Origin of the sequence: Mesorhizobium sp. M4A.F.Ca.ET.020.02.1.1 (assembly GCF_004022645.1) — a bacterium.
GTDB lineage: Bacteria > Pseudomonadota > Alphaproteobacteria > Rhizobiales > Rhizobiaceae > Mesorhizobium.
Genome location: NZ_RZOI01000014.1, coordinates 1 through 25,028, shown reverse-complemented (window position 1 = coordinate 25,028; position 25,028 = coordinate 1). Strand labels below are relative to the sequence as shown.

Below are 25,028 nucleotides of genomic sequence, written 5' to 3'. Positions count from 1 at the left end.
CTTGACGGCGGCGATCTTCAGGCCGCCACGCAGCTTGTTGACGACCAGCGTGGCCAGAGCCTCGCCTTCGACGTCTTCCGAGATGATGAGCAGCGGCTTCGAGGTCTGCACGACGGCTTCGAGAACCGGCAGCATGGCCTGGAGGTTGGACAGCTTCTTCTCGTGCAGGAGGATGTAGACGTCCTCGAGCTCGGCAACCATCTTGTCGGCGTTGGTGACGAAGTAGGGCGAGAGGTAGCCGCGGTCGAACTGCATGCCTTCGACGACTTCGAGTTCGGTCTCGGCGGTCTTGGCTTCCTCAACCGTGATGACGCCTTCGTTGCCGACCTTCTGCATTGCTTCGGCGATCATCTTGCCGACCGAAGCATCGCCGTTGCCGGCGATGGTGCCGACCTGGGCAACCTCTTCGGAGGTCTTGATCTTCTTGGCGTTCTTGATCAGCGTCGCAACGACGTCGGTTACCGCGAGGTCGATGCCGCGCTTCAGGTCCATCGGGTTCATGCCGGCGGCAACCGCCTTGTGGCCTTCCTGGACGATCGACTGCGCCAGAACGGTCGCGGTCGTGGTGCCGTCGCCGGCGATGTCGTTGGTCTTCGAAGCAACTTCGCGGACCATCTGCGCGCCCATGTTCTCGAACTTGTCCTCAAGCTCGATTTCCTTGGCGACGGTGACGCCGTCCTTGGTGATGCGCGGGGCGCCGAACGACTTGTCGATGACGACGTTGCGGCCCTTGGGGCCGAGCGTGACCTTCACCGCGTCGGCGAGGATGTTGACGCCGCGCAGCATGCGCTCGCGGGCATCACGGGAGAATTTTACGTCTTTGGCAGCCATTTTTAGCTCCTGGCAGGGGCTTCAATCGAGCCCGGGAATTCAGTTGACGAAAGGGCCTGATATGAGCCGATGATGCCCATGATGTCGGATTCCTTCATGATCAGAAGGTCTTCGCCATTGAGCTTGACTTCGGTGCCCGACCACTTGCCGAACAGGATGCGATCGCCGGCCTTGACGTCCAGTGGGACGAGCTTGCCGGCTTCGTCACGGGCGCCGGAACCAACGGCGATGATCTCGCCTTCCTGCGGCTTTTCCTTTGCCGTATCCGGGATGATGATCCCGCCAGCGGTCTTGGATTCGGATTCGACCCGGCGAACGACCACGCGGTCATGCAGCGGGCGGAACTTCGACTTTGCCATTTTCGGATTTTTCCCTGGTGCGGATGTTGAGGGGTTTTTGTTAGCACTCGCGATGGACGAGTGCTAACGCGATAGTGAGGTAGGCTGTAAGCGGGCACTCGTCAAGACGGACGAGGGCAGGCGAGGAGCTCTGGCCCCCTCCCCGGTGGAACCCAACGCATACGCGCATCCGCGTTGATGGCTGCGAGCCCCACATTTCCATTGAATTCGGCGTCATGACGCCAACTTGCGCGCGCCGCTTCCAAGTCGTCAGTCGTGCTGCCGTCAGCACGAACATGGGGCTGCGCTTCACTTCCCGTCGAAGCCGCGGCAAGCAGCGTCGCCGTCAGCACGCTCCTTTGCAGATGCTTGCCAAAGGTGGACAGTGAGCGCACCTGCGCCGGGCTGTTGGTGCGAACGTAAGACGTCATTGACAACTCCTTTTTGCAAGTCGAGCCCTTCTCCACCTTCGGCCGCCGTCGACGCGAAGAAGTCCGCATCGCGTTGATGACGAGCTGCGAAAAAGAGAAAGATGTGTTTGATGGCTGCGGCCCCAACGGTGCCTTCAGATTTGAGATCACTTCCGCCGCGAGCGGCTGAAGCTCCTCGCAACGTCACAATCGAATCTGCTGCCAAGCCTCCAGGAAAGGAGAGCATTGCTCATCTCGCGCTTGTGCATGCAGTCAACCTTCGATCCGTGTTGCCACATCTCAAGTGCAAATGCCGTGCCAAAGCTCACTGGGTAGTGAACGCATGGCTCTCCCTGAAAACCTCACAAATCCAGCATGGTCAATTGTGCGGAACCCGACATGCGTCTTCTGCCACTGTCAGCTTTCGGACAGGCATGACGCGTTTCGCGCCGACCACCGGTCGATCGGTTTTGGGGCCGGTCTGTTCGCCTCATAAGAGCGCGTCACGTTGCGTAGCGGTTTCCCGAGCGCCGCCACATGACACTGGACCTGCAGGTAGCACCGGCTTCTCATCCAGCCTTGCTTTGGCCCCTTCGCGTATCAAATTCCCGCTGGCGAGCCCTGCTTTCATAGATCGCACCATGCCGGATGTCTGCTCTGGCGCCCGACCCGCTGGCACGATCTCGATCCGGCATAAGGGCGCAGCATCTTTGCAGGCCGTTTCATCCCGGCGTCCTGCTTGGCTGAAAGACCGCACTTGGCGAGCGGTCTCCATGCTCTCTCCAAGGACCATCCCTGCGGCTGGCTTGTCGACCTATGGGCGGGTCCGGCCGCCCGAAACCCTCGCCATCAGCTTTTTTCCCCGCCGCCTGCGGCGGCTTCCTCGCGCCGCTTCGCTCACAAAAAAGCTGCCCGCTCGGATCCTTCGCTGTCGCTGCGGCCCTGTCGGATTCAGGCGGTCCTGACGCGCCCATTACGGTGCGCCATCGCAGGGGATGGTCCCCGGCGAAACCACAAAAGGAGACTTCGAAATGACCGCGATCGGTTACGTCAACAAGCAGGAAAACGGCGCCTACAAGGGCCAGCTCAAGACGCTCAGCGTCCGCGCCGACATCGATATCGTCCCCAACCAGGCCAAGAGCGCCGACAACCATCCCGACTTCCGGGTGCTTACGCAAGGAGTCGAAGTTGGCGCCGGCTGGATCCGCACCGGCGAGACTTCCGGCAAGGATTATGTGAGCCTGTCGATTGCAGCGCCGGAGTTCGGACCGCGCAAGCTCTACGCCAATCTCGGCCGCGCCGCCGGCCAGGACGATCACGACACCTACGCCATCATCTGGAACCCGGCCGACTGACCGGCCGAGATAGAGCCTCGCGCCGCAGCCCCGGCGCGGGGCTCATTCCCAGGAGTTCCACCCAAACCCCGTCCGCCCTAAAGGGCGGCGAAAACTCTCCCCCGACTCTTCGCCCGTCCCCGAGACGATCTCCCTCGCCCATCCTCGCCCTCGCTTGTCCGAAGCGAAACGAGGATCATCATGGACGACGAAAACGAACGCGCGGCCCGCGCGAAAAAGGGCAGCCCGTTTCTCAGCACAGCCCAAGCCGCCTTCTATATCGGGCTCTCCCAGCGCACGCTCGAAAAGATGCGGCTCAAGGGCGGCGGCCCGAAATTCCGCAAGCACGGCCGCTATGTCCGCTATCACATCGACGAACTCGACCATTGGTCGAAAGGACACCCGCAGCACTCCACCGCCGGCGATGGCAAGGCCGGTTCCGGCCAGGGCGGCACGGGAGGCCGTTCATGAGGCGGCGCCCTTCCATCCATCTGATCGGCAGCCGCCTGAGGCGTGTTCGAGCCCGTAAGACGGTCGCCTTGGCCGCGGCCGGTCTCGGTCTTTTGGGCTTCACGGCGCTGGGAAAGCCCACCCCTTGGCTGGTCTGGAACGCCTCGGCCAGCGCGCCGATCGGCCTTTACCGCATCGCTGCGGGAGCGCTGGCGCGTGGCGATCTCGTGCTCGTGCGCCCGCCTGAATACGCGGCGTATCTCGCCGCCGAGCGCAGCTATCTGCCTCGCAATGTGCCGCTGGCAAAACGTCTTGCAGCGCTGCCGGACGATAATGTCTGCGCCTTCAATGACGCCATCATCATCGGCGGCGACATCGTCGCGCGCCGGCTCAAAATCGACGCCGAAGGCCGACCTTTGCCATGGTGGAACGGCTGCCGAGCGCTCGGGGATAACGAGGTTTTCCTGCTCGGCAGCGACAAAAACCGCTCCTTCGACAGCCGCTATTTCGGGCCTGTTCCCACTCAAAATGTCATCGGGAGGCTCGTACCGCTATGGACCGAGTGACCCTCCTCTTGTTGGGCATGATCGCCATTGCGCCATGCGCCTGTTCCGCCTCGACCGGCGCTGAGCCGGTCGCCATCTCCCAAAGTCCGCAGCTGCGAAAGTGGCAGACGTTGGTATCGGAAGCAAGCCGGCGCTTCCATATTCCCCAAGCCTGGATCTATGCCGTCATGGCTGCCGAAAGCGGCGGCAAGACAATGCGCGGCGGCCGCCCCATCACCTCCCCCGCTGGCGCCATGGGCCTCATGCAGGTGATGCCCGGCACCTATGAGGAGATGCGGGTCGAACACGGCCTTGGGCCTAACCCCCACGATCCGCGCGACAATATCCTGGCCGGCACGGCCTATCTCAGCGCCATGTATGACCGCTTCGGATTTCCTGGCCTGTTTGGCGCCTACAATGCCGGTCCCGAGCGCTACGACGAGCATTTGAAGCGTGGCAAACCGCTGCCAGAAGAGACCGTCGAGTACCTCGACCAACTCAAGGCGGCCGGAGTTTCGGCGGCCGACATCGAGGCGTTCGAAAGCCAATCTGTCGCTCCAAAGGCGCAAATCGCTCCTCTCGGACGGTCGCTGTTCTTCATTCATGACGGTGTTCACTCAGGCGTGCGAAACGGCGATCTCTTCGTGCCGCTCGGCAAGGACGGCGCGCAGCCGAAGGAGCCGGTGCGTTAGCCATGGGCGGACGGGGGCGCGTCTGGCGGGGCTGGGCGCGTAAGGCAAGATAAAGGTACCGCCTCCAGGAGGCGGTTAAATCTTTGTCTGCACATCGTTTTTCCAGGAGGCTGCCGCCGGTGCCAAGAGGGTTGGACGTGTAAGTGTCTGATTTTGCTTGATATGTCTGGGAGGCTCGCATGAAGGATGACGAGTTCAGGCCGAAGCTCGGCAAAATCGGGTCGCGCGGCTCGAAGGCAGGCAAACGCTATGCCGGTCAAGTCCGGGCAGCCGTCAACCGAGCCGGCGGCCAGCCCCAGCCCGGCGGTCGCTTCACGGGCAGCCGGACAGGGCGCGGCGGGGCGGCTGCGGCGCTGCTGAAATCGCGCGACCGGTATGCCGCCTTCCGCCAGCGCCGGGTGATCGTCAAGGCGCGGATCGTCAAGCTCGCCGGCAAGGGCGCGGACGGGGCGCGTGCCCATCTACGCTATCTTCAGCGCGACGGCGTCACCCGAGAAGGTGCGCCTGGCGAGCTCTACGGCGCCGACAGCGACCGCGTCGACGGCAAGGCGTTCATCGATCGCGCGGACGGCGACCGCCACCAATTCCGCTTCATCGTCGCTGCCGAAGACGGCATCGAGTATGAAGACCTGAAGGCGCTGACGCGGCGGCTCATGGCGCAGATGCAGGAAGACCTCGGCACGAAGCTCGACTGGGTCGCGGTTGATCATTTCAACACCGGCCACCCGCACAGCCACATCATCGTCCGAGGCAGGGACGACCGTGGCGAGAACCTGGTCATCGCGCGCGAATATATCTCATCTGGCATCCGCGAGCGGGCGGCCGAGCTGGTCAGCCTCGATCTCGGTCCGCGAACCGACCGCGAGATTGAGCTTCGCCTGCGCCGGGAAATGGAGCAGGAACGCTTCACCAGCATCGACCGTCGGCTGCTCAGCATGCGTGATGATGACGGGCTGGTCTCGCCGGGCGGTCCCGACGCCATTCGCCAGACGCTGCACCAGGGACGGCTGCGCAAGCTCGAGCGGATGGGTCTGGCCGCGGAGGTCGGCGCTGGCTCCTGGCGCCTCGACGATGAGCTCGAAGCCACGCTGCGCCGCACCGGCGAACGCGGCGACATCATCAAGACCATCCACCGCGAACTGGCCGGCAAGGGGCTTGCACGCAGTGCCGCCGACTGGGTGATCCACGATCGAGCCGGCGAGCCCGTCCAGTCTCTCGTCGGTCGCGTTGTCGCGCGTGGACTGGCCGACGAGATCAATGACCGCCACTACATGATCGTCGACGCCGTCGACGGTAAGAGCCATTGGATCGACATCGGTAGAGGCGAGGCGATGGAAACGATGCCTAATGGCTGCATCGTGCGTGTCGCGCCAAGGAACACCGAGCCGAGGCGGGTCGATCGTACCATCGCCGAAATCGCCGCCGCGAATGGCGGCCGTTACGACGTCGATATCCACCTGAAGCATGACCCATCCGCCACCGAGAGCTTTGCGCGAACGCATGTGCGGCGGCTGGAGGCGATCCGCCGCGCGACCGGCGGCGTTGAGCGAGAGCCGAACGGCACCTGGCTCATCGCGCCGGACCATCTCGATCGCGTCGCGAATTATGAGGGCCAGCGGGCCAGGGCCGAGCCTTTCGTTGTCGACAAGCTCTCCTCAATGGCGCTGGAGCGACAGGTCAGCTTCAACGGCGCCACCTGGCTCGACCGGGAGCTGGTTGCCGATAGACCCGAGCCTTTGCACGGATCCGGCTTCGGCTGCGACGTGAGAGAGGCGCAAGCTCGCCGGCGGGAGTGGCTGATCGCGCAAGGCCACGCGCATGAAGAACAGGATCGGATCGTCTATCGAGCCAACATGCTTTCGATCCTGCGCCAGCGAGAACTGAACCGTGTTGCTGGCCAACTGTCGGAGGAACTTGGCCTGCCCTATGCCGAAGCGCGATCCGGAGGACGAGTAGAGGGTACGCTCCGCCGCTCCGTCGAGCTTGCCAGCGGAAAATATGCCGTCGTTGAGAAGTCGCGCGAGTTCACGCTGGTGCCATGGCGGCCGGTGCTTGAGCGCCATGTGGGCAAGGAGGTCTCCGGTGTCGTGAGTGGGGAGGGGATTTCATGGACCGTCGGCCGGCAAAGGAGCGGACCTGGTGTTTCGTGAGATGGTGTACAGCTTTTTTAGCCAGCGGCGCGGGCAGCCATGCGAGCCCGCGTAGACCTTATGGCCGCACGCCCGCAATCGGTCGCATGGACCTGCCAGGCGGGGCGGCTTTGGAGCGTTCGGACCCGACACGCTGCGTGAGTGGCCAGACTTCGAGCGCTCGAAGATGCGGACTGTTGTCTGCTGGCCGGCGTTATTCCGGCTGGCCTATGACCGCGGCGCAACAGTTCACCGCTGAAGTTGCCACGGGCGAACATCGACAAGAGAAAAAACACCATTGCGCGATACAAATCGCCGTTGAAAGCGTTTAGGTTGCATGCGCTTCGCCAAGTAAACGGATACCCCAGAAGAGAGCCATGACCACGGCCCGCCATATCGTGACGCTGCTTAAAAGCCACTTTGCCGGCGACGAGGATCGTTTCCTCTCTATCGCGATGCAGCTTGCTGCGCATGAGGCACGTCAAGGCCATGGCAAGCTTGCTCAGGAGCTCAAGGATCTGGTCGACGCAGCCAAGAGCAGGGACGCCCGGATTGCCAAGAGCAGTCGGCCGGTTCCCCTTTTTCAGCCAAAGGGCGAGCTCGCAGGGCTCCTGCATGTGCGCTATCCGGACCTGCGACTGACCGACATGATTTTGCCGGACAGTCTGCGCTCGCGCCTGCACCGCGTGCTGGGAGAGCAGCGCCAACAAGCAAGCTTGCGCGAGCACGGGCTTGTTCCCCGTCGCAAACTGCTTCTGGTCGGCCCGCCAGGATCAGGCAAGACGATGACCGCATCGGCATTGGCCGGGGAGCTTCATCTGCCCCTTTTCACGATCGTCCTCGATGGTTTGATCACCAAGTTCATGGGAGAGACTGCCGGAAAGCTGCGGCTTGTTTTTGATGCAATGCAGGCGACGCGGGGCGTCTACTTCTTTGACGAATTCGATGCCATCGGCGCGCGTCGAGGCGAACGCCAGGATGTTGGCGAGATTCGGCGCGTGCTGAATTCGTTTCTGCAGTTTCTCGAGCAAGACGACAGCCACAGCCTGATTATTGCGGCAACAAATCATCCCGAGCTGCTCGACAGAGCTTTGTTCCGCCGTTTCGACAATGTCATCGAATACGCCGTGCCCGATCGGCCGATTATCGAGGCGCTGCTTCGGGCTCGACTCGACCGCTTCGACACCAGAGGGCTTGCCTGGAACGAGGCGATCTCTCAGGCAGAGAGACTGTCGCAGGCCGAGATCACCCGCGCGGCCGACGACGCTGCAAAAACCATCATATTGCGGGGGGGGGGCGGATCACCTCGGAAGCGCTCATCGACGCTCTGAAGGAACGCCGGCAGGCTTCGCTGTCTGAGTAGCGACAGCACAGATCATAATGGCAGACGATTTTCCGCGCGACCGCGCCCATATCCACCTTCGCAACAACGGCATTCGGGAAGCCTATCGGCGGCCCAACCAACTTATACATGCACCGCCGCTGCCGGCGCGTGATCGGGCGTCGCATGCTGCGGCCTTGACGCAATCCATCGAACAAGCGGTCGAAAGTGCACGCCAGCAGATTGCGGCGCGTGACCCCCAGCTGTCGGTCGGCACGCCTGGCTTTTATCTCGAGATCGATCTGCCCATGTCCGGACGGGCGGCCCTCGACCAGTTGGCCGATCGTCGCCAGCACATGGAGCTGGTCGCCGTCCATGAGCCAACTCAACCCGGTGCTCCCATCACAGCGTCGGTGTTCCTGCCGCAAAGCGCGCAAGCCTATTATTTGCGGAAAGTCGAGGCGTATCGAGACGTTGACACTGACCGCGGCAGACCGCGCAACGAGCCGCTCGTCTCCCGCATGGAGACAGTCAGGCTGGCGACTGCACGATCGTTGTTTACCGACCACGACGACCTCTTCCCCCAGGCCGCTGACGAGCAGGTGTGGTGGGAAGTCTGGCTGCGCGACGGTCGCCGCGAGAACTTCGAGCACATTGCCGAAGCCCTGAACATCACTTTGCGCACGCATGCGGTCAGGTTTCCGGAGCGGGTGGTCATGCTGGCACTCGCCAGCACGGCAATGCTCGACCGCATGATTGCGCACAGCGATGTCGTCGCCGAGCTGCGGCGCGCGAAGGATACGCCGTCCTTCTTCATGGGCCTTGGCGGCGCGGAGCAAAGGGACTGGAGCGACGAGCTTCTCGGGCGCGTCAGACCGCCTCAACCGATATTGCGGTCTGCATTCTCGACAGCGGCGTGCGTCGCACCCACCCGTTGATCGAACCCGCACTTGCCGTTGAAGACTGGCACACCGTCAAACCGGCATGGGGCAGCGACGACACACCTGCGTGGAGCGGCCACGGGACGCGAATGGCAGGTGTCGGCCTGTACGGTGATCTGGTCCCGCTCCTGGTCGGAGGCGATCCAGTTCCATTGCCCTTTCGGCTGGAGAGTGTTCGTATCCTTCCGCCAGAAGACGAGGCAAACGATCCAGAACTCTATGGCGCGATCACCGCGGAAGCGATCGCCCGCGCCGAGGTGCAGGCGCCGGAGCGCCGCCGCGCGATCGCAATGGCTGTGACAAGCGCCAGTCCGGCGCGTGGAAGGCCCACATCGTGGTCTGCCGCTATCGACCAACTCTGTTTCGAAGAGGAACAGCGACGCTTGATCGTTCTCTCTGCCGGCAACATCGGCGATGACCTCATGCCGGCCGAGCATTTGACGCGCAACGATCTGGAAGCAGTCGATGATCCTTCTCAGGCCTGGAATGCGCTGACGGTCGGCGCTTTCACAGAAAAGGTCGATATCATTGACACCGACTTTGCGGGCTACGCTCCGATCGCGCCGGTCGGCGAGCTCTCGCCGCGCAGTCGCACTTCGGTCGTTTGGGACAGGCAGTGGCCGGTGAAGCCCGAGGTCGTCTTCGAAGGCGGCAATCTCGCCCATGACGGTGTGTTGCCTGGCGAGCCGATCGACGATCTGCAGATATTGACCACTTTCTATCGACCCGAACTGCGCCACTTCACCACCCTCGGAGATACGAGCGCGGCAACGGCCCATGCCGCACGGATGGCGGGACTAATTCTATCAGCGCGCCCCGAGCTGTGGCCTGAAACGGTTCGCGCCCTGATCGTCCACTCGGCCGAATGGACTCCGGCGATGCGCGCACGCATCGATGCGTGCAACGGAGCGAAGGGCGAGATCCAGGCGCTCGTGCGGCGCTATGGTTATGGCGTGCCAGATCTTGGGCGCGCGCTTCTGTCAACGGTGAACGACCTCACGCTTATCGTTGAAGATGAGCTTCAGCCTTTCCAGCGCGAGGGCGGCGCGGCTGCCAAAACGCGTGACATGAAGCTGCATCGCCTGCCTTGGCCGAAGGAGCAGCTCGCGGCGCTCGGCGCTGCCCAGGTCGAGCTCCGCGTCACGCTGTCCTATTTCATCGAACCCAACCCCGGTGAACGCGGATGGACCCGCCGGCATCGTTACGCGTCCCATGGTCTTCGGTTCAGAGTAAAGTCAGCGACCGAGACAGTCGACGAATTCCGAGCCCGCATCAATCAGGCCGCTCGGGACGAGGAGGAAGGGGCGCCTGCTGGAGGCGGAGAAGAGTGGCTGCTCGGCACCTTCCGCGATCGCGGCTCGTTGCACGCCGATTTCTGGTCGGGCAGCGCCGCCGATCTCGCCGAGCGTGACGCGATCGGCGTGTTCCCGGTCGGGGGCTGGTGGAAGGAGAAGCCTTACCTGGAACGCGTCGACGCTCTGGCTCGGTACGCCCTGATTGTGACGATTCGGGCGCCTGGGGTCGATGTTGACATCTTCACACCCGTCGAAGCAGCCCTGACTGTCGAGACGTCGGTCGAGACCTGATGCAGCACTGTCCAAACCGGCCAACAACGGAGGTTTGACCAGCCTCTGGTGCCATGGCGGCTGGTGCTGGATCATCACGTCGGCAAGGAGGTGTCAGGGATCATGCGCGGAGGACGATAGGCGGGCAAAGGAGCGGGCCAAGCGTGTCATAATGGCGCCCATGGTCACGCCCACAAGCCGCGCCCCCTGCGTCCACGGAGAGGTGCGCGTCTGCTTAGGCGGCCGAGACATCGCTTACCTGATCAACGGGCTCGCCGTATTTGCGCCTGTAAGCGGCAATGAAATCGTCGTCGCTACAGATGCAGCGGCCGCTGGAGTCCTTGGCCTTCGGATCGTGCAAGTGAGAGCCAAGGGGGCGCAGAAGATTCACCCGAGTGCTCGTCGTCGGGCTCATGGGAAACCCCGCACTATGTTTGACCAAATCCGCGGCAAGCATAATCCCGGCAAGCACCGACTGAAAGGCCATCGGAACGACAGTTCGAACGCGGCGACTTCCTTCGCTAAGCTGGAACACCAGACCGCCGCAGATAGCCTGCTGATAAAAGGAGCGCAGGGGCTGGCCGACAAACGGGGCTAGCGGTTCAAACGGCACAGCCATCGCTGTAGCCACGCGAACTACAAAGTCGTTGGGAACTCCGGCATTGGTCTGCAGGAGCGTTTTCACCTGCTCGTGTGCTTCCGGTATTCCGAGTTCCTCGGCAATCAGCTGGTGCTCGTCCTTGGATTTTCCGGATGGCAGGTACATGCAACAAAGGCAAGCCTGGCCGTCATCGAAACCATGCCGGGAGATACCGAGATCGTGCTCCTGCGTCCAAGCGTTTGCGATCCATCGCGGCAGTGCACCTTGGACAGCCAGACGGTCGGCGGCGGTGTCAAGCGCCACACCCACTTGGTCGAAGACCCAATTGCCCCGGCGCGCAACATATTCTGCCCACGTCAGAGGGTGCGCCTCGACCTCAAGGGCAGTCGATCTAAGGGCGGTGGCTGCAAGAACCGCCTTGGACATACCAATCTCCGCCTGGCCGGCCAATGCGTAGCGCTGCAGGTTTGAGAGTTCGATCGCTTCGTGATCGATTACATGCAGACGACCCTTGAGATCGGGTTGTCTCGCTAGCGCCCAAAGCGAGCCATGGCCTATCGCACCGAGCCCAACGAGGTGGGTTTCGCCAAGGTCGACTGGAAAGTCGATCGGGCCAGCCTCCCCGGCTTTGGTCTTGTCGTAGCTGCATAGCGAGAGGTCGATGGTTTCGTCCAACTCGGCGCCGGTCAACTGGGCGGCGAAGATAGTTCGAAAGACGTTGGCGGCGCCGAAGCAACTGGCGGCGCCAGCTCCATAAGGCAGCAGACTTGGGCCAGAGCCCACCGGGTCCGTACGCGACAGCTTTGCCGCCCAACCGTCCGATCCCACGAAAAAGATCGGGCACCGGAGTGATGGGCGCGTTACCCCTGCAACGACGCAGACGGTGGCAGACTTGCCGGAACGCCGGATGCCGACTTTTGGATTGATCGACTTTGCCAAGCGCTCCAGCGCTTGGGCTTGAGAGCTCGCCGCGCTGTCCAGCGGGAGTATCGCCAGAACCGGGTAGAGCCTAGCGAGCAATCTCACCGCAAGATCTAATGTCGCCTGGCCTTCGGCGCAGGAAGCGGCCTGATGGTCGAAGGCGACTGCCACGACCTGCTTTTCAAGAGCTGCTTTGAAGTCTCCCAGATGAAAATCGGCCAGGACCTGAGATGCCGCCGTGGCGGCGCGATCGATGAAGTTAGCGAATGCCATTGTTCAACTCGATATCATGATCATTCGCGACAGTGCCGCGGGAGGGAGCGCATTCCATTTGGCCTTTTCGTCAAGCCGATAGGCGGCGACCCGAGCAAAATCGAAAGGCTCGCGGGCGAAATTCGGCACCACCAGCGACAGACACCCAACCGTGGTAGCAACCGCATAAGCGTCGTCCGTCGTCGAATGGTAGGCGCGGCCCGGATGGCTGTGAATCTGGGCCAAGAGTTTCAGGCCGCTTTTGTAGAGCCAGACATTGAGCCGGTGCAGTTCTTCGGCCGCAACGATCACGCAAACGCCATCGTTTGTTCGAATGTGACGCTGCGCCGGGATAACCGTCTCTGTTACGGCAAAGTGCCGGTCTTCCTGAACGCCGACCCAAAGTGCCATCCCCTCATTGCCCTCGCGACCAACTGAGCGCAGATGCCCATGCGTGGTCGAGATGCAGCCGCGCGGGAGAGTCACGATCGTTACATCTCTCAAACCAGTCATTCTTGTATCGCCTGAGGGGATACCACCATTCCTACGATTGTCGGTTGGAGTTGAATCTGCAACTGCTCTATAGGAACGATTCCGTACTTGATGATCTTGTCCAGGATGAAGGCCAAACAGCCTTCGCCAGAACCCCGATGAAGTAGCCATGGATCACCTGAATGGGCTGGATTGTCGTGGTATTCCCGGACGCCCGCCATGCACAGGAATGGTTCGTCCTCGGGACTGTTGGCCTGGATGAAGTCCGTCAGCGGCACGGCGTTCTGCTGGATGAGAGCTCCTATCATCTCCGGCGGCGTTCCGGGCAGCGGCGGACGTCTAAGCATTTTCAGGTATAGATCTTTCCGGGCAATCGGATCACGCGTAAACGGATCGACGAAGACCACGGACGGTGGTCTTAAGTCGTAGTCGGTGAAGTCGACCTCGCTCGCTGCGCTGACCACCCGTGGCTTTAACTTGGGGCTGGCGAAAATGAAGAAAGCGCGCGGAAAAGTCGCCTCGATCAAGAAGCAGCCCTGAGCCCGATAGACATCAGCATATGGCCGGAACCGGCCGATCTCCCGATCAAACTTCGCTCGGGAGACCTCCGGATCCACACTTTGGGGTTTAGGCACCTGCGACGCCCGCCTTCAGGCTGAGGAACAGGGTCACAGTATTCGGGAAACCGAAATCGCCAAGCTTCTTGTCGACGTCGAGCAAGTTGCCGGCCTCATCCTTGAATTCCCAATTCTCGGCTGGTTGGGCGACATTCTGCGTGTTCTCAAGGGCTTTGGTACGAATGACGTGAAGCGGCTGGTTGGGATTGGCTTCGACCTGCGTGGGCTGGCCGTTCACCACCACCGTGATCTCGATCTTGCCCGGTCCGCCGCCGTGATTATCGCCCTTACCCGAATCCTTCGACATTGTCCTACTCCTGTGGCTTGCCAACCGCCCCACGCCCTGGCACCCACCTGCGAGTGAGACCGGCGGTCTTCAATCGTTCACCCGGCGCCACGGCCGCGAGTACGCGAAAGACAGGGGATAAGCTACCGAATCGGTGCTTGCCTTCTTTTATGGGTGACTTGAGCCGCAAGTAAATGGTCTCAAATTGCTCCTCACAACTATAATCGATTAGAGCAATGCGAAAATATTGGCGACACGCCTATTCATCTGCTCTCTCACTCGCCTGCTCCGTGCTCGGCAAGGGGAGCTTTGATCTGCGTCACGCGTCCCCAAGCAGCTGATTGCGCCGGCAGCGCCATAGGAACCGTCGTTCAGAGTCTTCACCACTCAAGCACCCGCATGGATGCATGCCGACGCTCGTCTCCACAAAACAGCGCAAGTGGTGCCTTGTTGGATAAGGTCGCCTCGTACCTGGTGCAGCATCTCTCGGAACGCATGCCGCTGCGAGACCAGGCCTCATCATCGCGTCACATAGGAGCTGAAGCTTTCCGGATCGGGTATCCAATCGGCATCCAGTTGCTCGGCGATATGGTTGAATTCTGCCCTCAGGACAAGAGTGAGTAGAGCAGCCCCGCTACGAAAATCCCATCCTGGTTCGTTTGACGCATCGACTATTCAGATTGATTGGCGTGATACCCGGCGCGGCCGCAACACGCGAGGCCGTCAACCGCTGAGCAGAAAACCAGCCTTCGCCTTCCGCGGCGGCGGACCTCGTCAGCCTCTCGAAAGCTTGCCTGAGTAGGTTGCTCATGTGATCTGTGGAAGTGAGGATAGCGTGCACCCGTACAAACTAGACATTCATCGTGGCAGCTTGGCTGCAGGTGCAGCACGCCGTACCGCACGAGCAAGCGGACAGGCCGGCCAAGCCGGTTTTGAGCAGCACTTGGGCGAACTGCAGGCGGCGGACGAGTTGATGGGTGCGCCAGGCGAGGAGGTCCTCGTCAATGGCTCGCATGGTAAAGGTGAGTTGAGACCAACGAAGAGGCAGAGGATCCAAAGCAATCTGCAGCATGCTGTCACTGAGCGGCAACCAGGTGAGGTTGGCAACTCAGGCGCTCGCGTGATGATGCAACTCCCCACCCATCAGGTGGGTACATCGGAACGGGAGGCGCAACTTGTGATGCAGGGGGACGAGCACGAATACACCCCAGCACCGCATCTCGACGGGTCGATGCCCTCGACAGTGCAGCCGGATCGTCCAATTGTGGTCCCCGACGGTGCCGACAAGCGTCCTGTTTATTCCAACGATGCCACCGCCATCGAAGGGCTGAAGTCAGCACTCCTTGCGGGTAAAGCCAGGCCGGACACGGTCACTCGCAGCACAAATTCTCTTTTCGGCTTTAGTCGTTGGCTCTTTCAAAACAACAAGCCAGGGCTTGCTGCTCGGCTTTACCATCCGTCGCTGAGCCAGGATCTCGAGGAGTACGAGAGTAGGGGTGGTTCCTCCACCGTGGCTGGCGCACTGCGTCAATTGATGAAGTCGATGGGCGGAGCCGGCCCGATTGTGGGTCGCGCTGTCCTGAACCCCCATCCTGACGACGCCGCGCTCACCAGACATTTCAGATCCGCGAGCGGCTACGCAACTGCTCTTAACCATTTCAGTCATTACCTACGTCAAAATGACAAGCTCGGAATTGCGGGTCGCATTTACGATAAATCGCTGGATAAAGATGTTGAGAGCTACAAGGCCGCCTCCTCTAATGGTGGAGCTCCGATCGAATCTGCGCTGGTTTATCTCCGCAAGAACCCGCCGCGCGTTATACTCGGGAATCATCTGGAAAACGCGGTCAGCATGGAGGCTCGTCCCCGTGGCGACGCTGCTCAGCATACCGCACCACAGCAGGGATTCGATTGGCCAGAGGAGCTCCTGCCGGTAGGTTATAAGGAGGGCACCGATCTACCATTGTCTCTCGCCCCAACCGCGCACCAACACCAAGCGCCCGACTTTGGAGAGGCCGTCCCTCACTTGAACTGGCGCCACGGCGACCAGGGCGCCCCGGAGGAGCTGGTAGCTGCACGGGACAGGAGCAGCCCGCTGCCAAGCGAGGCGGTGCCACATAAATCTGGACGGGGACTCGCTACGCAGCCCAGATTGTGGGCGGAGAAATCCGCCTCGCCAGAGCTCTTTCGACGGCGGGCGGAGCAGGCTCTGCCGGCGTCCGCCAGAGGTGTGGAGACATCCTCCGCGGTTGATGAAGCCGCGCAGGCCGCTCGCCAAGCTTTGGCTTGGTTGCAGCAGGAGATGGAGGGGATCGAACCGATGCAGGATCCTCATAAGGTGGCTACACCGGAATGTGAGGCGCAGCTCGTCAGGCAGAGGGATGAGCACGAATCCACCCCAGCACCGCATCCCGGAGGTGGTGGGTCGATGCCCTCGACAGTGCAGCCGGATCGTCCAATTGTAGTCCCCGACGGTGCCGACAAGCGTCCTGTCTATTCCAACGATGCGACCGCTATCGAAGGGCTGAGGGCAGCATTCCACGCGGGTAAGGCCAAAGCGAACACGGTCACTTACAATGTAAATTCTCTTTTCGGCTTTAGTCGGTGGCTCCTTCAAAACAACAAGCCAGGGTTTGCTGCTCGGCTTTACCATTCGTCGCTGGATCAGGATCTCAAGGAGTACGAGAGTACGGGTGGTTCCTCCACCGTGGCTGGCGCACTGCGTTACCTCAAGAAGTCGACAGGCGGAGCCCAGATTATGGCTCGCCCTGTCGTGATCCCCTATCCTGACGATGCCGAGCTCATTAGAAATTACAGAGCCGCTTCGACCAAGGAGTACCTGGCAGCGCCTGCGACCGGACGGAATCCAGATACCGTGGGCGGCTATACAAATTTTCTTAGACATTTTAGTCAGTACCTGCGTCAAAATAACAAGCTTGGGATTGCGGCTCGGATTCACGACAAATCGCTGGATAAAGATGTTGAGAGCTTCAAGGCTGTCTCCTATGGTAATAGGCTAAGTATCAGTTCTGCATTGGCTCACCTCCGGGATATCCTGCCGCGCATTGTGCTCGGGCGCGAAACTGTCCTTTCTGCTCATCCGGCAGACGCAGTCACCAGGCGCGTTGGGGCCGCTGCTGAAGCTGGGCCAGCGGCACCGGCAAGAGCTCCCCAACCCGCCTCGCCAGCAACCGCTAGGCTGCCAGGCACCTACCGCGGCCTTCCACTGGTTGATGTGACCACACTGACTACCAGTTCCTCTGGGGCTCAGATCGGGGCGCTCGATCCGACAGCCCCGTCCAACGTTGCAACGGGGCGGGTGCTCGGCGCCGCCGAATGGCTGAGCGACGCCCATATCCAGAGAGATTACAATTTGCTGGAGGGGCAACTGCAGGGGATCAATCCGGCGCTCGCTGCCCGGACTCGGCTGGTGGATCCTTCCGTATCCCATCTACTGCGACACACGTCGCCGCAAGACGCTCGAGGCATATTGCAGTCCATCTATAATCAAAACAACGCCACAGCCGACTTCCTGTTCTTGCCAGTGAATAATGGCACGGCTACTAGCCCCGGCACCCATTGGTCGCTGCTGCTCGTTGATCGCCGCGACCCGGAAAGGCGGTTCGCCTATCACTACGACTCCCTCCAGCGAGAGGGATATAACGACGTGCCTGCAAAACAGCTCGCAGGACTGCTGAATGCCACCTTGGCGCCAGCCCCCATGGCCAGACAGACGAACCATTATGATTGCGGCGTATTTGTCCTGGAGGGCACGTGGGCGCTGGTTGAACGATTGGTGAAAGGGCAGCGGCCAGACCACGAGCCGCTGCCCCTCGACAACCTCGTTGCCGATCGGCAGGCGCTGCAAGACCGGCTAAGGAGGCGCTTGCCGCACGAGGAAGAGCCGCGGCAGCTGCTGGAGGATGAACCCGCCTCCCCACCGATGATGGCATTCGAGCCAGGGGAACTGCGGCAACTGTTGGAAGACGAGCCTGCCTCCCCACCAATGATGGCGTTCGAGCCAGGGGAACTGCGGCAACTGTTGGAGGACGAACCTGCCTCCCCACCAATGATGGCGTTCGAGCCAGGGGAACTGCGGCAACTGTTGGAGGACGAGCCTGCCTCCCCACCAATGATGGCGTTCCAGCCAGGGGAACTGCGGCAGCTGTTGGAGGATGAACCCGCTTCCCCACCGATGATGGCGTTCGAGCCAGGGGAACTGCGGCAACTGTTGGAGGATGAACCCGCTTCCCCACCGATGATGGCGTTCGAGCCAGGGGAACTGCGGCAACTGTTGGAAGACGAGCCTGCCTCCACTTGGGCACAAATCAATTCGACCCCACATGCGCGAGCGGACGGTGTTCATCAGCCAGCCCAGGCGCCGTGGCTCCCTGAACGCAGAAGATAACTTTGCGGAGGAGCGGTCACGCAACTGTCGGCGGCGCCGGGCCTCAGGGTGAATGGAAAGGATGGAGTGGCGGATGGTGTCGCGTGAAGGCGCAACACGCGTGCTGACCGACCTGATACGTAGGAAGTCGTTCATTGCTCCCAAATCGTATGTGAGGAACATTCCTGTCCCGGCTGCGCCGCGCGATGCTAGGTCGCGTTGTTCAGCGGGCCAAGCCGATGACACCTACGAAGCTACTGATCGGGCAGATCGCCGTTGTGTGCGCAATTGTCATTATCGGCGTATGGACGGCAACCCAATGGTGCGCTCAAATGCTGACCTACCAGACGCCTCTCGGCGCACCATGGTTTCTCTTCGCCGGCTGGCCAATCTACAAGCCGTGGAAGCTGTTTGAATGGTGGTTCCACTTCGATGCTTATGCGCCGGAGGTCTTCGACAAAGCCGGTACGCTTGCAGGCGCCAGCGGATTCCTGGGCTGTGCCGCCGCAATCGCTGGCTCGCTTTTGCGCGCGCGACAGCGCGGGTCGGTTACGACCTATGGGTCTTCACGGTGGGCCACGACTCATGAGGTCGAGACGGCAGGGTTGTTACGGCCGGCGGGCGTTTTCCTCGGTAGGCTGAACGATCGCTATCTGCGCCATGACGGCCCGGAGCACGTCATGGCATTTGCGCCGACGCGTTCGGGCAAGGGCGTGGGGCTGGTTGTTCCAACGCTACTTTCCTGGACCGGGTCTGCCATCATTCATGATATAAAAGGCGAAAATTGGCAGTTGACCTCCGGCTGGCGGTCGAAATTCTCGTACTGCCTTCTGTTCAATCCGACCGACCCGAGATCGGCACGCTACAACCCGCTGCTGGAGGTACGCAAAGGCCCAGATGAGATCCGAGACGTTCAAAACATCGCCGACATCCTCGTCGATCCCGAGGGCGCGCTGGAGCGACGGAACCACTGGGAGAAGACCAGCCATTCACTCCTAGTTGGCGCCATTTTGCACGTGCTCTACGCTGAAGAGGAAAAGACGCTGGCCCGCGTCGCCACCTTCCTGTCGGACCCGCAACGCTCGTTTGCCGCAACGCTACAGCGGATGACGACGACAAACCATCTCGGGACGGGGCATAACCCTCAGGTCCATCCCGTAGTGGCCTCGGCGGCTCGCGAACTCCTGAACAAGTCGGAGAACGAGCGCTCAGGCGTCCTCTCGACCGCCATGTCCTTTCTCGGGCTTTATCGTGATCCAACGGTCGCGACGGCCACTTCGTCCTGCGACTGGCGCATCGCTGACCTAGTGGATGGAGAGCGACCGCTGTCGCTCTATCTGGTCGTGCCGCCTTCGGATATCTCGCGCACCAAGCCTTTGGTGCGACTGATCTTGAACCAGATCGGCAGGCGGTTGACGGAGCGCCTGGAGGGGGACCCGAAGAAGAGCCGTAAGCATCAACTGCTCATGATGCTGGACGAGTTTCCGGCGCTCGGTCGCCTCGACTTCTTCGAGACGGCGCTCGCCTTCATGGCAGGTTATGGCATTCGCTCCTATCTGATCGCACAATCTTTGAACCAGGTTTCAAAGGCCTATGGCGAGAACAATGCTATTCTCGACAATTGCCACGTGCGAATTGCCTTTTCCTCCAATGACGAACGCACGGCCAAGCGCATCTCGGATGCCCTCGGCACCGCAACCGAACTTAGGTCGATGCGCAACTATGCGGGCCATCGGCTTGCGCCCTGGCTTTCGCATGTCATGGTGAGCCGCCAGGAAACCGCGCGCCCGCTCCTGACGCCAGGCGAGGTGATGCAATTGCCGCCGTCAGACGAATTGGTCCTGGTTTCTGGGTTGCCGCCGATCCGCGCCAAGAAGCTGCGCTATTATCAGGATCAGAATTTCACAGACCGGGTGCTGCCTGCGCCGGTGCTGCGCGACGGTCCCTATGCGGACTGCCCTGCATCACGCCCGGACGGCTGGACTGGACAAGTGTGCAGCGTCGATAGCCGACTTGCTGCGGACGACGAAAGCGCCGACGCGCCAGTTGAAGACGAGGGAGGCGTTCAGCAGCAACGCCATCCAAGCCTGCCCGTAGAAGACGTTGTTGTCTCTCAAGAGCCCGATCAGGCCGATCTGTTGAAGCCCGCAGACGATGACAGCGAAGCGCTCGCGGACAAGCGTGTCATGGATCGGATTTCCACTGCGGCCCGCGCCTACGGTATCAACGAGGGCAGGGGCGACGACAAGGATGTCATTCCCGGCTTCTGAAGTCCGCTGAGTTGCAGAGCGCATCTCAGCGTAGATAACGGCCATAAGCAATTTTGAGCGTCTGGCCGATCCTTCTCCCGTCGCCGGCGCAACGCCGGGCCGTCGGAACGAGCCGCATGAAGCCCCACCGCATTCGCCATCAGTTTCTGCTTGAGCCGGAGCTCAGCGAGAAACTGGACAACCTCAGTCGCGATCCGTCAACGACCAAATCAGCGATCGTGGCGAAGGCGGTCGAGGCGTTCATCGAGCGGCGTGGCGAGAACGAGTTCGATCGGCGCTACGGCGTAAGGCTTGACCGGCTCTCCCGCGACCTTGCCCACGTCAGGCGCGATGCCGAGGTGATCCTGGAGAGTCTGGCGCTCTTCATCCGCTTTTCGATCACGCTTCATGCCCACACGCCTGTGCCGGACAGGGCGACCCAGGCGATTGCCCAGGAGCGTTTTGACAAATTCGTTGAGCAGGTCGGCCGCCAGATCGCTTCCGGCAAAAGGTCGCTTAGCAAAGACAATGGTGGGGGAGGGGAAGGATGAGCTCTCATCCCGAGGCCGACCACCGGCGGCGTGTCATGCTGCGCACCGCCCTGGGTCCGGCAATCACCGAAGCCCTTGCCGATCCGTCCGTCATCGAGGTGATGGTCAATCCCGACGGTGCGCTGCGGCTCGACCGGCTGGGCGAGGGCCGAGTCAATACGGGCGTGCATCTGCACCCGTCCGAGGCGGAACGCATCATCCGCCTGGTCGCCTCCCATGTGCGGGTCGAGGCGCACGCGGACAATCCGATTGTCAGTGCCGAACTGCCGTCGGGCGAGCGCTTCGAGGGTCTGCTGCCGCCGGTCGTGCTCGCGCCATGCTTTGCCATCCGTAAACCAGCGGCAAAGCTCTACACGCTGGCCGACTATGTCGCGGACCGGATCATGCTGCCGCTGCAGGTCGATGTGCTCAAGAGGGCAGTCCGCGAGCGGCGCAACATCCTGGTCGCCGGCGGCACGTCTTCGGGCAAGACAACCCTTGCCAATGCGCTGCTGGCGGAGGTCGCAGAATGCGACGAGCGGGTGATCCTCATCGAGGACACGCGCGAACTGCAGTGCGCGGCCAGGGACTGCGTTGCCCTGAGAACGAGGCGGGGCTCGGTCACCCTTGCCGATCTCGTGCGCTCAACGCTGCGGCTCAGGCCCGACCGCATCATCGTCGGCGAAGTAAGAGGTGCGGAAGCACTCGACATGCTGAAGGCATGGAACACCGGGCACCCCGGCGGCATCGCCACGGTTCACGCCAATTCGGCGCGCTCCGCACTCTACCGTATCGAGCAGCTCGCACAGGAAGCAGTCGTCACCGTTCCCCGCCGCCTCATCGCCGATGCCGTCGACCTGCTCGTCTTCATCGCCGGCCGCGGCTCGTCGCGCCACATCGACGCAATCGCCGAGGTCACCGGTCTCGACGGCAGCGGCGATTACGCCGTTGCCCCGCTCACGCTTTCGCAACTCCAGCAGCTTTGAAAGGCCTTCCTCATGCGCAAGAAGCTTCGCTTTCTTTCGTCCACAGCGCTCGCGTTTCTTATCACGGCCCCCGTTTATGCGGCCGGCTCCGGCATGCCGTGGGAGCAGCCGCTGCAGCAGATCCTGGAGTCGGTGCAGGGACCGGTCGCCAAGATCGTTGCGGTGATCATCATTATCACCACCGGCCTGACGCTTGCCTTCGGCGACACCGCCGGTGGTTTTCGGCGCCTGATTCAGATCGTCTTCGGTCTGTCGATCGCCTTCGCGGCATCGAGCTTCTTCCTCTCCTTCTTCTCCTTCGGTGGTGGGGCGCTCGTCTGATGGCCGCCGGGGAGCAGCATATCGAGGGCTTCGCAGTACCGGTCCACCGGGCGCTGACCGAGCCGATCCTGCTCGGCGGGGCTCCGCGCGCGGTGGCGATCCTCAACGGTACAGTGGCCGCGGCCATTGGCTTCGGCTTGCAGCAATGGATTGCTGGTCTGGTGCTTTGGATCGCGGGCCACTCGTTAGCGGTCTTTGCCGCAAGACGCGATCCGGACTTCGCCAGCGTGCTTGTGCGCCACCTTCGTCTGAAGGGGTGGCTTGCATGCTGAACCTTTCGGAATATCGAAGCAAAGCCGACCGGCTTGCCGACCATCTACCCTGGGCTGCCTTGGTGGCGCCCGGCATCGTGCTCAACAAGGACGGCAGCTTTCAGCGGACGTTGCGGTTCCGCGGCCCGGATCTCGAAAGTGCGACGGAGGCTGAACTCGTCGGCATTTGCGGCCGGGCGAACAATGCTCTCAGACGCCTTGGCTCTGGCTGGGCATTGTTCTTTGAGGCCGAGCGCATAGAAGCGCTGGGCTATCCGAACTCGCATTTTCCTGACGCCGCGTCGTGGCTGGTCGACGAAGAACGCCGCGCTGCTTTCGAGGGGAAGGTAGCGCACTACGAGAGCCGCTATCATGTGACCTTAGTGTTTATGCCACCGCCCGACGCCCAGGCGCGCGCGGAAAGCGCGCTCGTCGACTCTCATTATTCCCAAGGAGAAAGAGACTGGCGCCAGGATCTGGCGAGGTTCCGTGACGAGACCAACCGCGTGCTCGATCTCTTCTCGGGCTTCATGCCCGAAGTACGCGTCCTCGATGATGCTCAGACGTTGACCTATCTCCACGGCACGATTTCGCCTCGACGCCATCCTATCATGGTCCCGGAAACGCCGATATATCTGGATGCCATCCTGGTCGATGCGCCGCTTGCCGGTGGCCTGGAGCCGATGCTGGGTGAGCAGCATCTTCGCACACTGACCATCCTCGGCTTTCCGAACCTCACCCGGCCCGGGATTCTCGATGCCCTCAATCATCAGGATTTCGCCTATCGCTGGATGACGCGCTTCATTCCGCTCGAGAAAACGGAAGCCACGAAGACGCTGACGCGGTTGCGCCGGCAGTGGTTTGCCAAGCGCAAATCGATCGTGGCAATCCTACGCGAGGTCATTACCAACGAGCCGGTCCCGCTTGTCGACAGCGATGCCGACAACAAGGCGCTCGATGCCGACGAAGCCCTTCAGGCATTGGGCGGCGATCATGTGAGCTTCGGCTATCTCACCACGACCGTGACGGTGTGGGGCGAGGATCGCCAAGCCGCTGCAGAGAAGCTTCGCGCGGTCGAGCGCATCATCAATGGGATCGGTTTCACCACGATCCGAGAAGGCGTCAATGCGGTCGAGGCTTGGCTCGGCTCATTGCCTGGCCATGTCTACGCTAACGTTCGCCAACCGCTCGTTCATACTTTGAACCTTGCCCATCTCATGCCGCTGTCGTCGGTTTGGGCCGGTCCTGCGACAAACGAGTATCTCGCGAAAGTCACCCAAACCGAAGCGCCACCGCTTCTCGTTGCCGAGACCAGCGGGTCGACACCGTTTCGGCTTTCCACCCACGTCGAAGATGTCGGCCACATGCTGGCTGTTGGTCCGACCGGCGCCGGCAAGTCGGTTCTGCTTGCTCTGATTGCTCTGCAGTTCAGGCGCTATGCCGGCGCCCAGGTTTATGTCTTCGACAAAGGCAATTCGGCCCGTGCTGCAACACTTGCCATGGGTGGAGAACACCACGCGCTAGGAGCGGACGGTTCCCTTGCCTTTCAGCCACTGCGCAGCATCAACGACCAGGCTAGCCGAAGCTGGGCGGCCGAATGGATCGCCAGCCTTATTGCCCACGAGAACGTCACCGTCACGCCGGAGGTGAAGGAGGCTATCTGGTCAGCGCTGGCCAGCCTTGCCACCGCGCCGGCGCAGGAACGCACACTGACCGGCCTTTCGGTCCTGCTTCAATCCAATGCGCTGAAGTCCGCATTGATGCCCTACACGCTCGACGGTCCCTTCGGCCGCCTGCTCGATGCCGATCATGATGGGCTGGCCTTGTCGGATGTGCAGTGTTTCGAGACCGAGGAGCTGATGCACAGCCAAGGCGCTTTGCTGCCGGTGCTTACCTATCTGTTCCAGCGACTTGAGGAACGGTTCGACGGACGGCCCACGCTGATCATGCTCGACGAGGCGTGGGTCTATCTCGACAATCCGCTGTTCGCCGCCCGCATCCGCGAATGGCTGAAGGTGCTGCGAAAGAAGAACGTGTCGGTTGTCTTCGCTACGCAGTCGCTGGCTGATATCGCGGGCTCTGCCATAGCGCCGGCAATCATCGAAAGCTGCCCGCAGCGCATTTTCCTTCCCAATGATCGTGCCGTGGAACCCCAGGCGCGCACAGCCTACGAACGCTTCGGTTTAAGCGAGCGGCAGATCGAATTGATCGCCCGCGCCACGCCGAAGCGTCAGTATTATCTGCAATCGCGCCGCGGCAACCGTCTGTTCGAGCTCGGGCTTGGCCCCATCGCTCTTGCGCTTTGCGGTGCTTCCGATCCGGCCACGCAGACTCTGATCGACAGGATCCTGTCCGAAGACGGGCAAGGCAGCTTTGCCTCGCAGTTCCTGATCGCGCGCGGCCTCGATTGGGCCGGCGAACTTCTCAAGCAATTCCCTCAACCAGACAAGGAGCAATTAGCATGATGCGGCGACGCCTTCTCTCCGGCCTGATCACCGTTTCCCTGATCGCCAAGCCTATGGCCGACTATGTGCAGCCCGCCTACGCCCTTATCGTGTTCGATCCGTCCAATTATGCTC

General features: G+C 61.6%; 18 protein-coding genes and 3 pseudogenes. 14 read left to right on the top strand and 7 right to left on the bottom strand.

Annotated elements, in window-relative coordinates; translation table 11 throughout:
• The 3 genes and pseudogenes from groEL to EN742_RS02380 form a co-directional block, all read right to left on the bottom strand.
• Window positions 1-831: chaperonin GroEL (groEL, locus tag EN742_RS02390; RefSeq protein WP_128332365.1), on the bottom strand; the 831-nt coding region annotated here is incomplete at its 3' end.
• A gap of 65 nt (window positions 832-896) precedes the next feature.
• A pseudogene (gene groES, locus EN742_RS02385) lies at window positions 897-1,190 on the bottom strand (co-chaperone GroES); the annotation flags it as partial.
• A gap of 288 nt (window positions 1,191-1,478) precedes the next feature.
• Window positions 1,479-1,826, bottom strand: coding sequence for a hypothetical protein (locus tag EN742_RS02380; RefSeq protein WP_126038541.1), 348 nt, complete (start codon window positions 1,824-1,826; stop codon window positions 1,479-1,481).
• 784 nt (window positions 1,827-2,610) lie between these two features.
• On the opposite strand from EN742_RS02380, the gene EN742_RS02375 reads away from it, so the two are divergent.
• From EN742_RS02375 to EN742_RS02345, 7 genes and pseudogenes are all read left to right on the top strand, one after another.
• On the top strand, window positions 2,611-2,934 hold the full coding sequence (locus EN742_RS02375) for a DUF736 domain-containing protein (RefSeq protein ID WP_029354915.1): 324 nt from the start codon (window positions 2,611-2,613) through the stop codon (window positions 2,932-2,934).
• A gap of 180 nt (window positions 2,935-3,114) precedes the next feature.
• A complete protein-coding gene (locus EN742_RS02370; RefSeq protein WP_029354917.1) occupies window positions 3,115-3,384 on the top strand; it encodes a helix-turn-helix domain-containing protein in 270 nt (89 codons plus the stop codon).
• Between the two features lie 92 nt (window positions 3,385-3,476).
• On the top strand, window positions 3,477-3,929 hold the full coding sequence (locus EN742_RS02365) for a S26 family signal peptidase (RefSeq protein ID WP_245464777.1): 453 nt from the start codon (window positions 3,477-3,479) through the stop codon (window positions 3,927-3,929).
• Window positions 3,917-4,600, top strand: a complete 684-nt coding sequence (locus tag EN742_RS02360) for a lytic transglycosylase domain-containing protein (RefSeq protein ID WP_024505647.1) — start codon at window positions 3,917-3,919, stop codon at window positions 4,598-4,600. The genes EN742_RS02365 and EN742_RS02360 overlap by 13 nt, the downstream gene beginning before the upstream one ends.
• Before the next feature lie 179 nt (window positions 4,601-4,779).
• A complete protein-coding gene (rlxS, locus tag EN742_RS02355) occupies window positions 4,780-6,750 on the top strand; it encodes a relaxase/mobilization nuclease RlxS (protein ID WP_126038545.1) in 1,971 nt (656 codons plus the stop codon).
• A gap of 356 nt (window positions 6,751-7,106) precedes the next feature.
• Window positions 7,107-8,092 (top strand): annotated as a pseudogene (locus EN742_RS02350) (ATP-binding protein).
• 17 nt (window positions 8,093-8,109) lie between these two features.
• Window positions 8,110-10,577 (top strand): annotated as a pseudogene (locus EN742_RS02345) (S8 family peptidase).
• 214 nt (window positions 10,578-10,791) lie between these two features.
• On the opposite strand, the gene EN742_RS02340 reads toward EN742_RS02345, so the two are convergent.
• Genes EN742_RS02340 through EN742_RS02325 form a run of 4 tightly spaced genes read right to left on the bottom strand, consistent with a single transcriptional unit; the run spans window position 10,792 to window position 13,746 of the window.
• Entirely contained in the window at window positions 10,792-12,351 is a 1,560-nt protein-coding gene (locus EN742_RS02340) for an E2 ligase fold family C protein (protein ID WP_091595803.1), read from the bottom strand.
• 3 nt (window positions 12,352-12,354) lie between these two features.
• Window positions 12,355-12,843 carry a Mov34/MPN/PAD-1 family protein gene (locus EN742_RS02335; RefSeq protein WP_091595801.1) on the bottom strand — a complete coding sequence of 163 codons (489 nt, stop codon included), beginning with the start codon at window positions 12,841-12,843 and terminating at the stop codon, window positions 12,355-12,357.
• Complete coding sequence (locus tag EN742_RS02330) at window positions 12,840-13,457, bottom strand: putative metal-binding protein (RefSeq protein WP_091595799.1); 618 nt, start codon at window positions 13,455-13,457, stop codon at window positions 12,840-12,842. The genes EN742_RS02335 and EN742_RS02330 overlap by 4 nt, the downstream gene beginning before the upstream one ends.
• A complete protein-coding gene (locus EN742_RS02325) occupies window positions 13,450-13,746 on the bottom strand; it encodes a DUF2604 domain-containing protein (RefSeq protein ID WP_024505654.1) in 297 nt (98 codons plus the stop codon). Before EN742_RS02325 ends, EN742_RS02330 begins: the two co-directional genes overlap by 8 nt.
• 922 nt (window positions 13,747-14,668) lie before the next feature.
• On the opposite strand from EN742_RS02325, the gene EN742_RS02320 reads away from it, so the two are divergent.
• The 7 genes from EN742_RS02320 to trbE all read left to right on the top strand — a co-directional run bounded on the left by EN742_RS02320 (window position 14,669) and on the right by trbE (window position 24,914).
• Window positions 14,669-18,133, top strand: a complete 3,465-nt coding sequence (locus EN742_RS02320) for a Ulp1 family isopeptidase (protein ID WP_236387764.1) — start codon at window positions 14,669-14,671, stop codon at window positions 18,131-18,133.
• Between the two features lie 218 nt (window positions 18,134-18,351).
• Entirely contained in the window at window positions 18,352-20,382 is a 2,031-nt protein-coding gene (locus EN742_RS02315) for a conjugal transfer protein TraG (protein ID WP_126038548.1), read from the top strand.
• Between the two features lie 116 nt (window positions 20,383-20,498).
• The gene (locus EN742_RS02310) at window positions 20,499-20,912 is read left to right on the top strand and encodes a CopG family transcriptional regulator (RefSeq protein ID WP_029354930.1); all 414 of its coding nucleotides are present in this window, start codon (window positions 20,499-20,501) and stop codon (window positions 20,910-20,912) included.
• Entirely contained in the window at window positions 20,909-21,877 is a 969-nt protein-coding gene (gene trbB, locus EN742_RS02305; protein ID WP_091595797.1) for a P-type conjugative transfer ATPase TrbB, read from the top strand. Before EN742_RS02310 ends, trbB begins: the two co-directional genes overlap by 4 nt.
• A 12-nt stretch (window positions 21,878-21,889) precedes the next feature.
• Window positions 21,890-22,198, top strand: coding sequence for a TrbC/VirB2 family protein (locus tag EN742_RS02300; protein WP_024502851.1), 309 nt, complete (start codon window positions 21,890-21,892; stop codon window positions 22,196-22,198).
• Window positions 22,198-22,470: a VirB3 family type IV secretion system protein gene (locus EN742_RS02295; RefSeq protein ID WP_024502852.1), complete on the top strand. Its 273-nt coding sequence runs from the start codon at window positions 22,198-22,200 to the stop codon at window positions 22,468-22,470. The genes EN742_RS02300 and EN742_RS02295 overlap by 1 nt, the downstream gene beginning before the upstream one ends.
• On the top strand, window positions 22,464-24,914 hold the full coding sequence (gene trbE / locus EN742_RS02290) for a conjugal transfer protein TrbE (protein ID WP_029354937.1): 2,451 nt from the start codon (window positions 22,464-22,466) through the stop codon (window positions 24,912-24,914). The genes EN742_RS02295 and trbE overlap by 7 nt, the downstream gene beginning before the upstream one ends.
• Window positions 24,915-25,028: the final 114 nt, after the last annotated feature.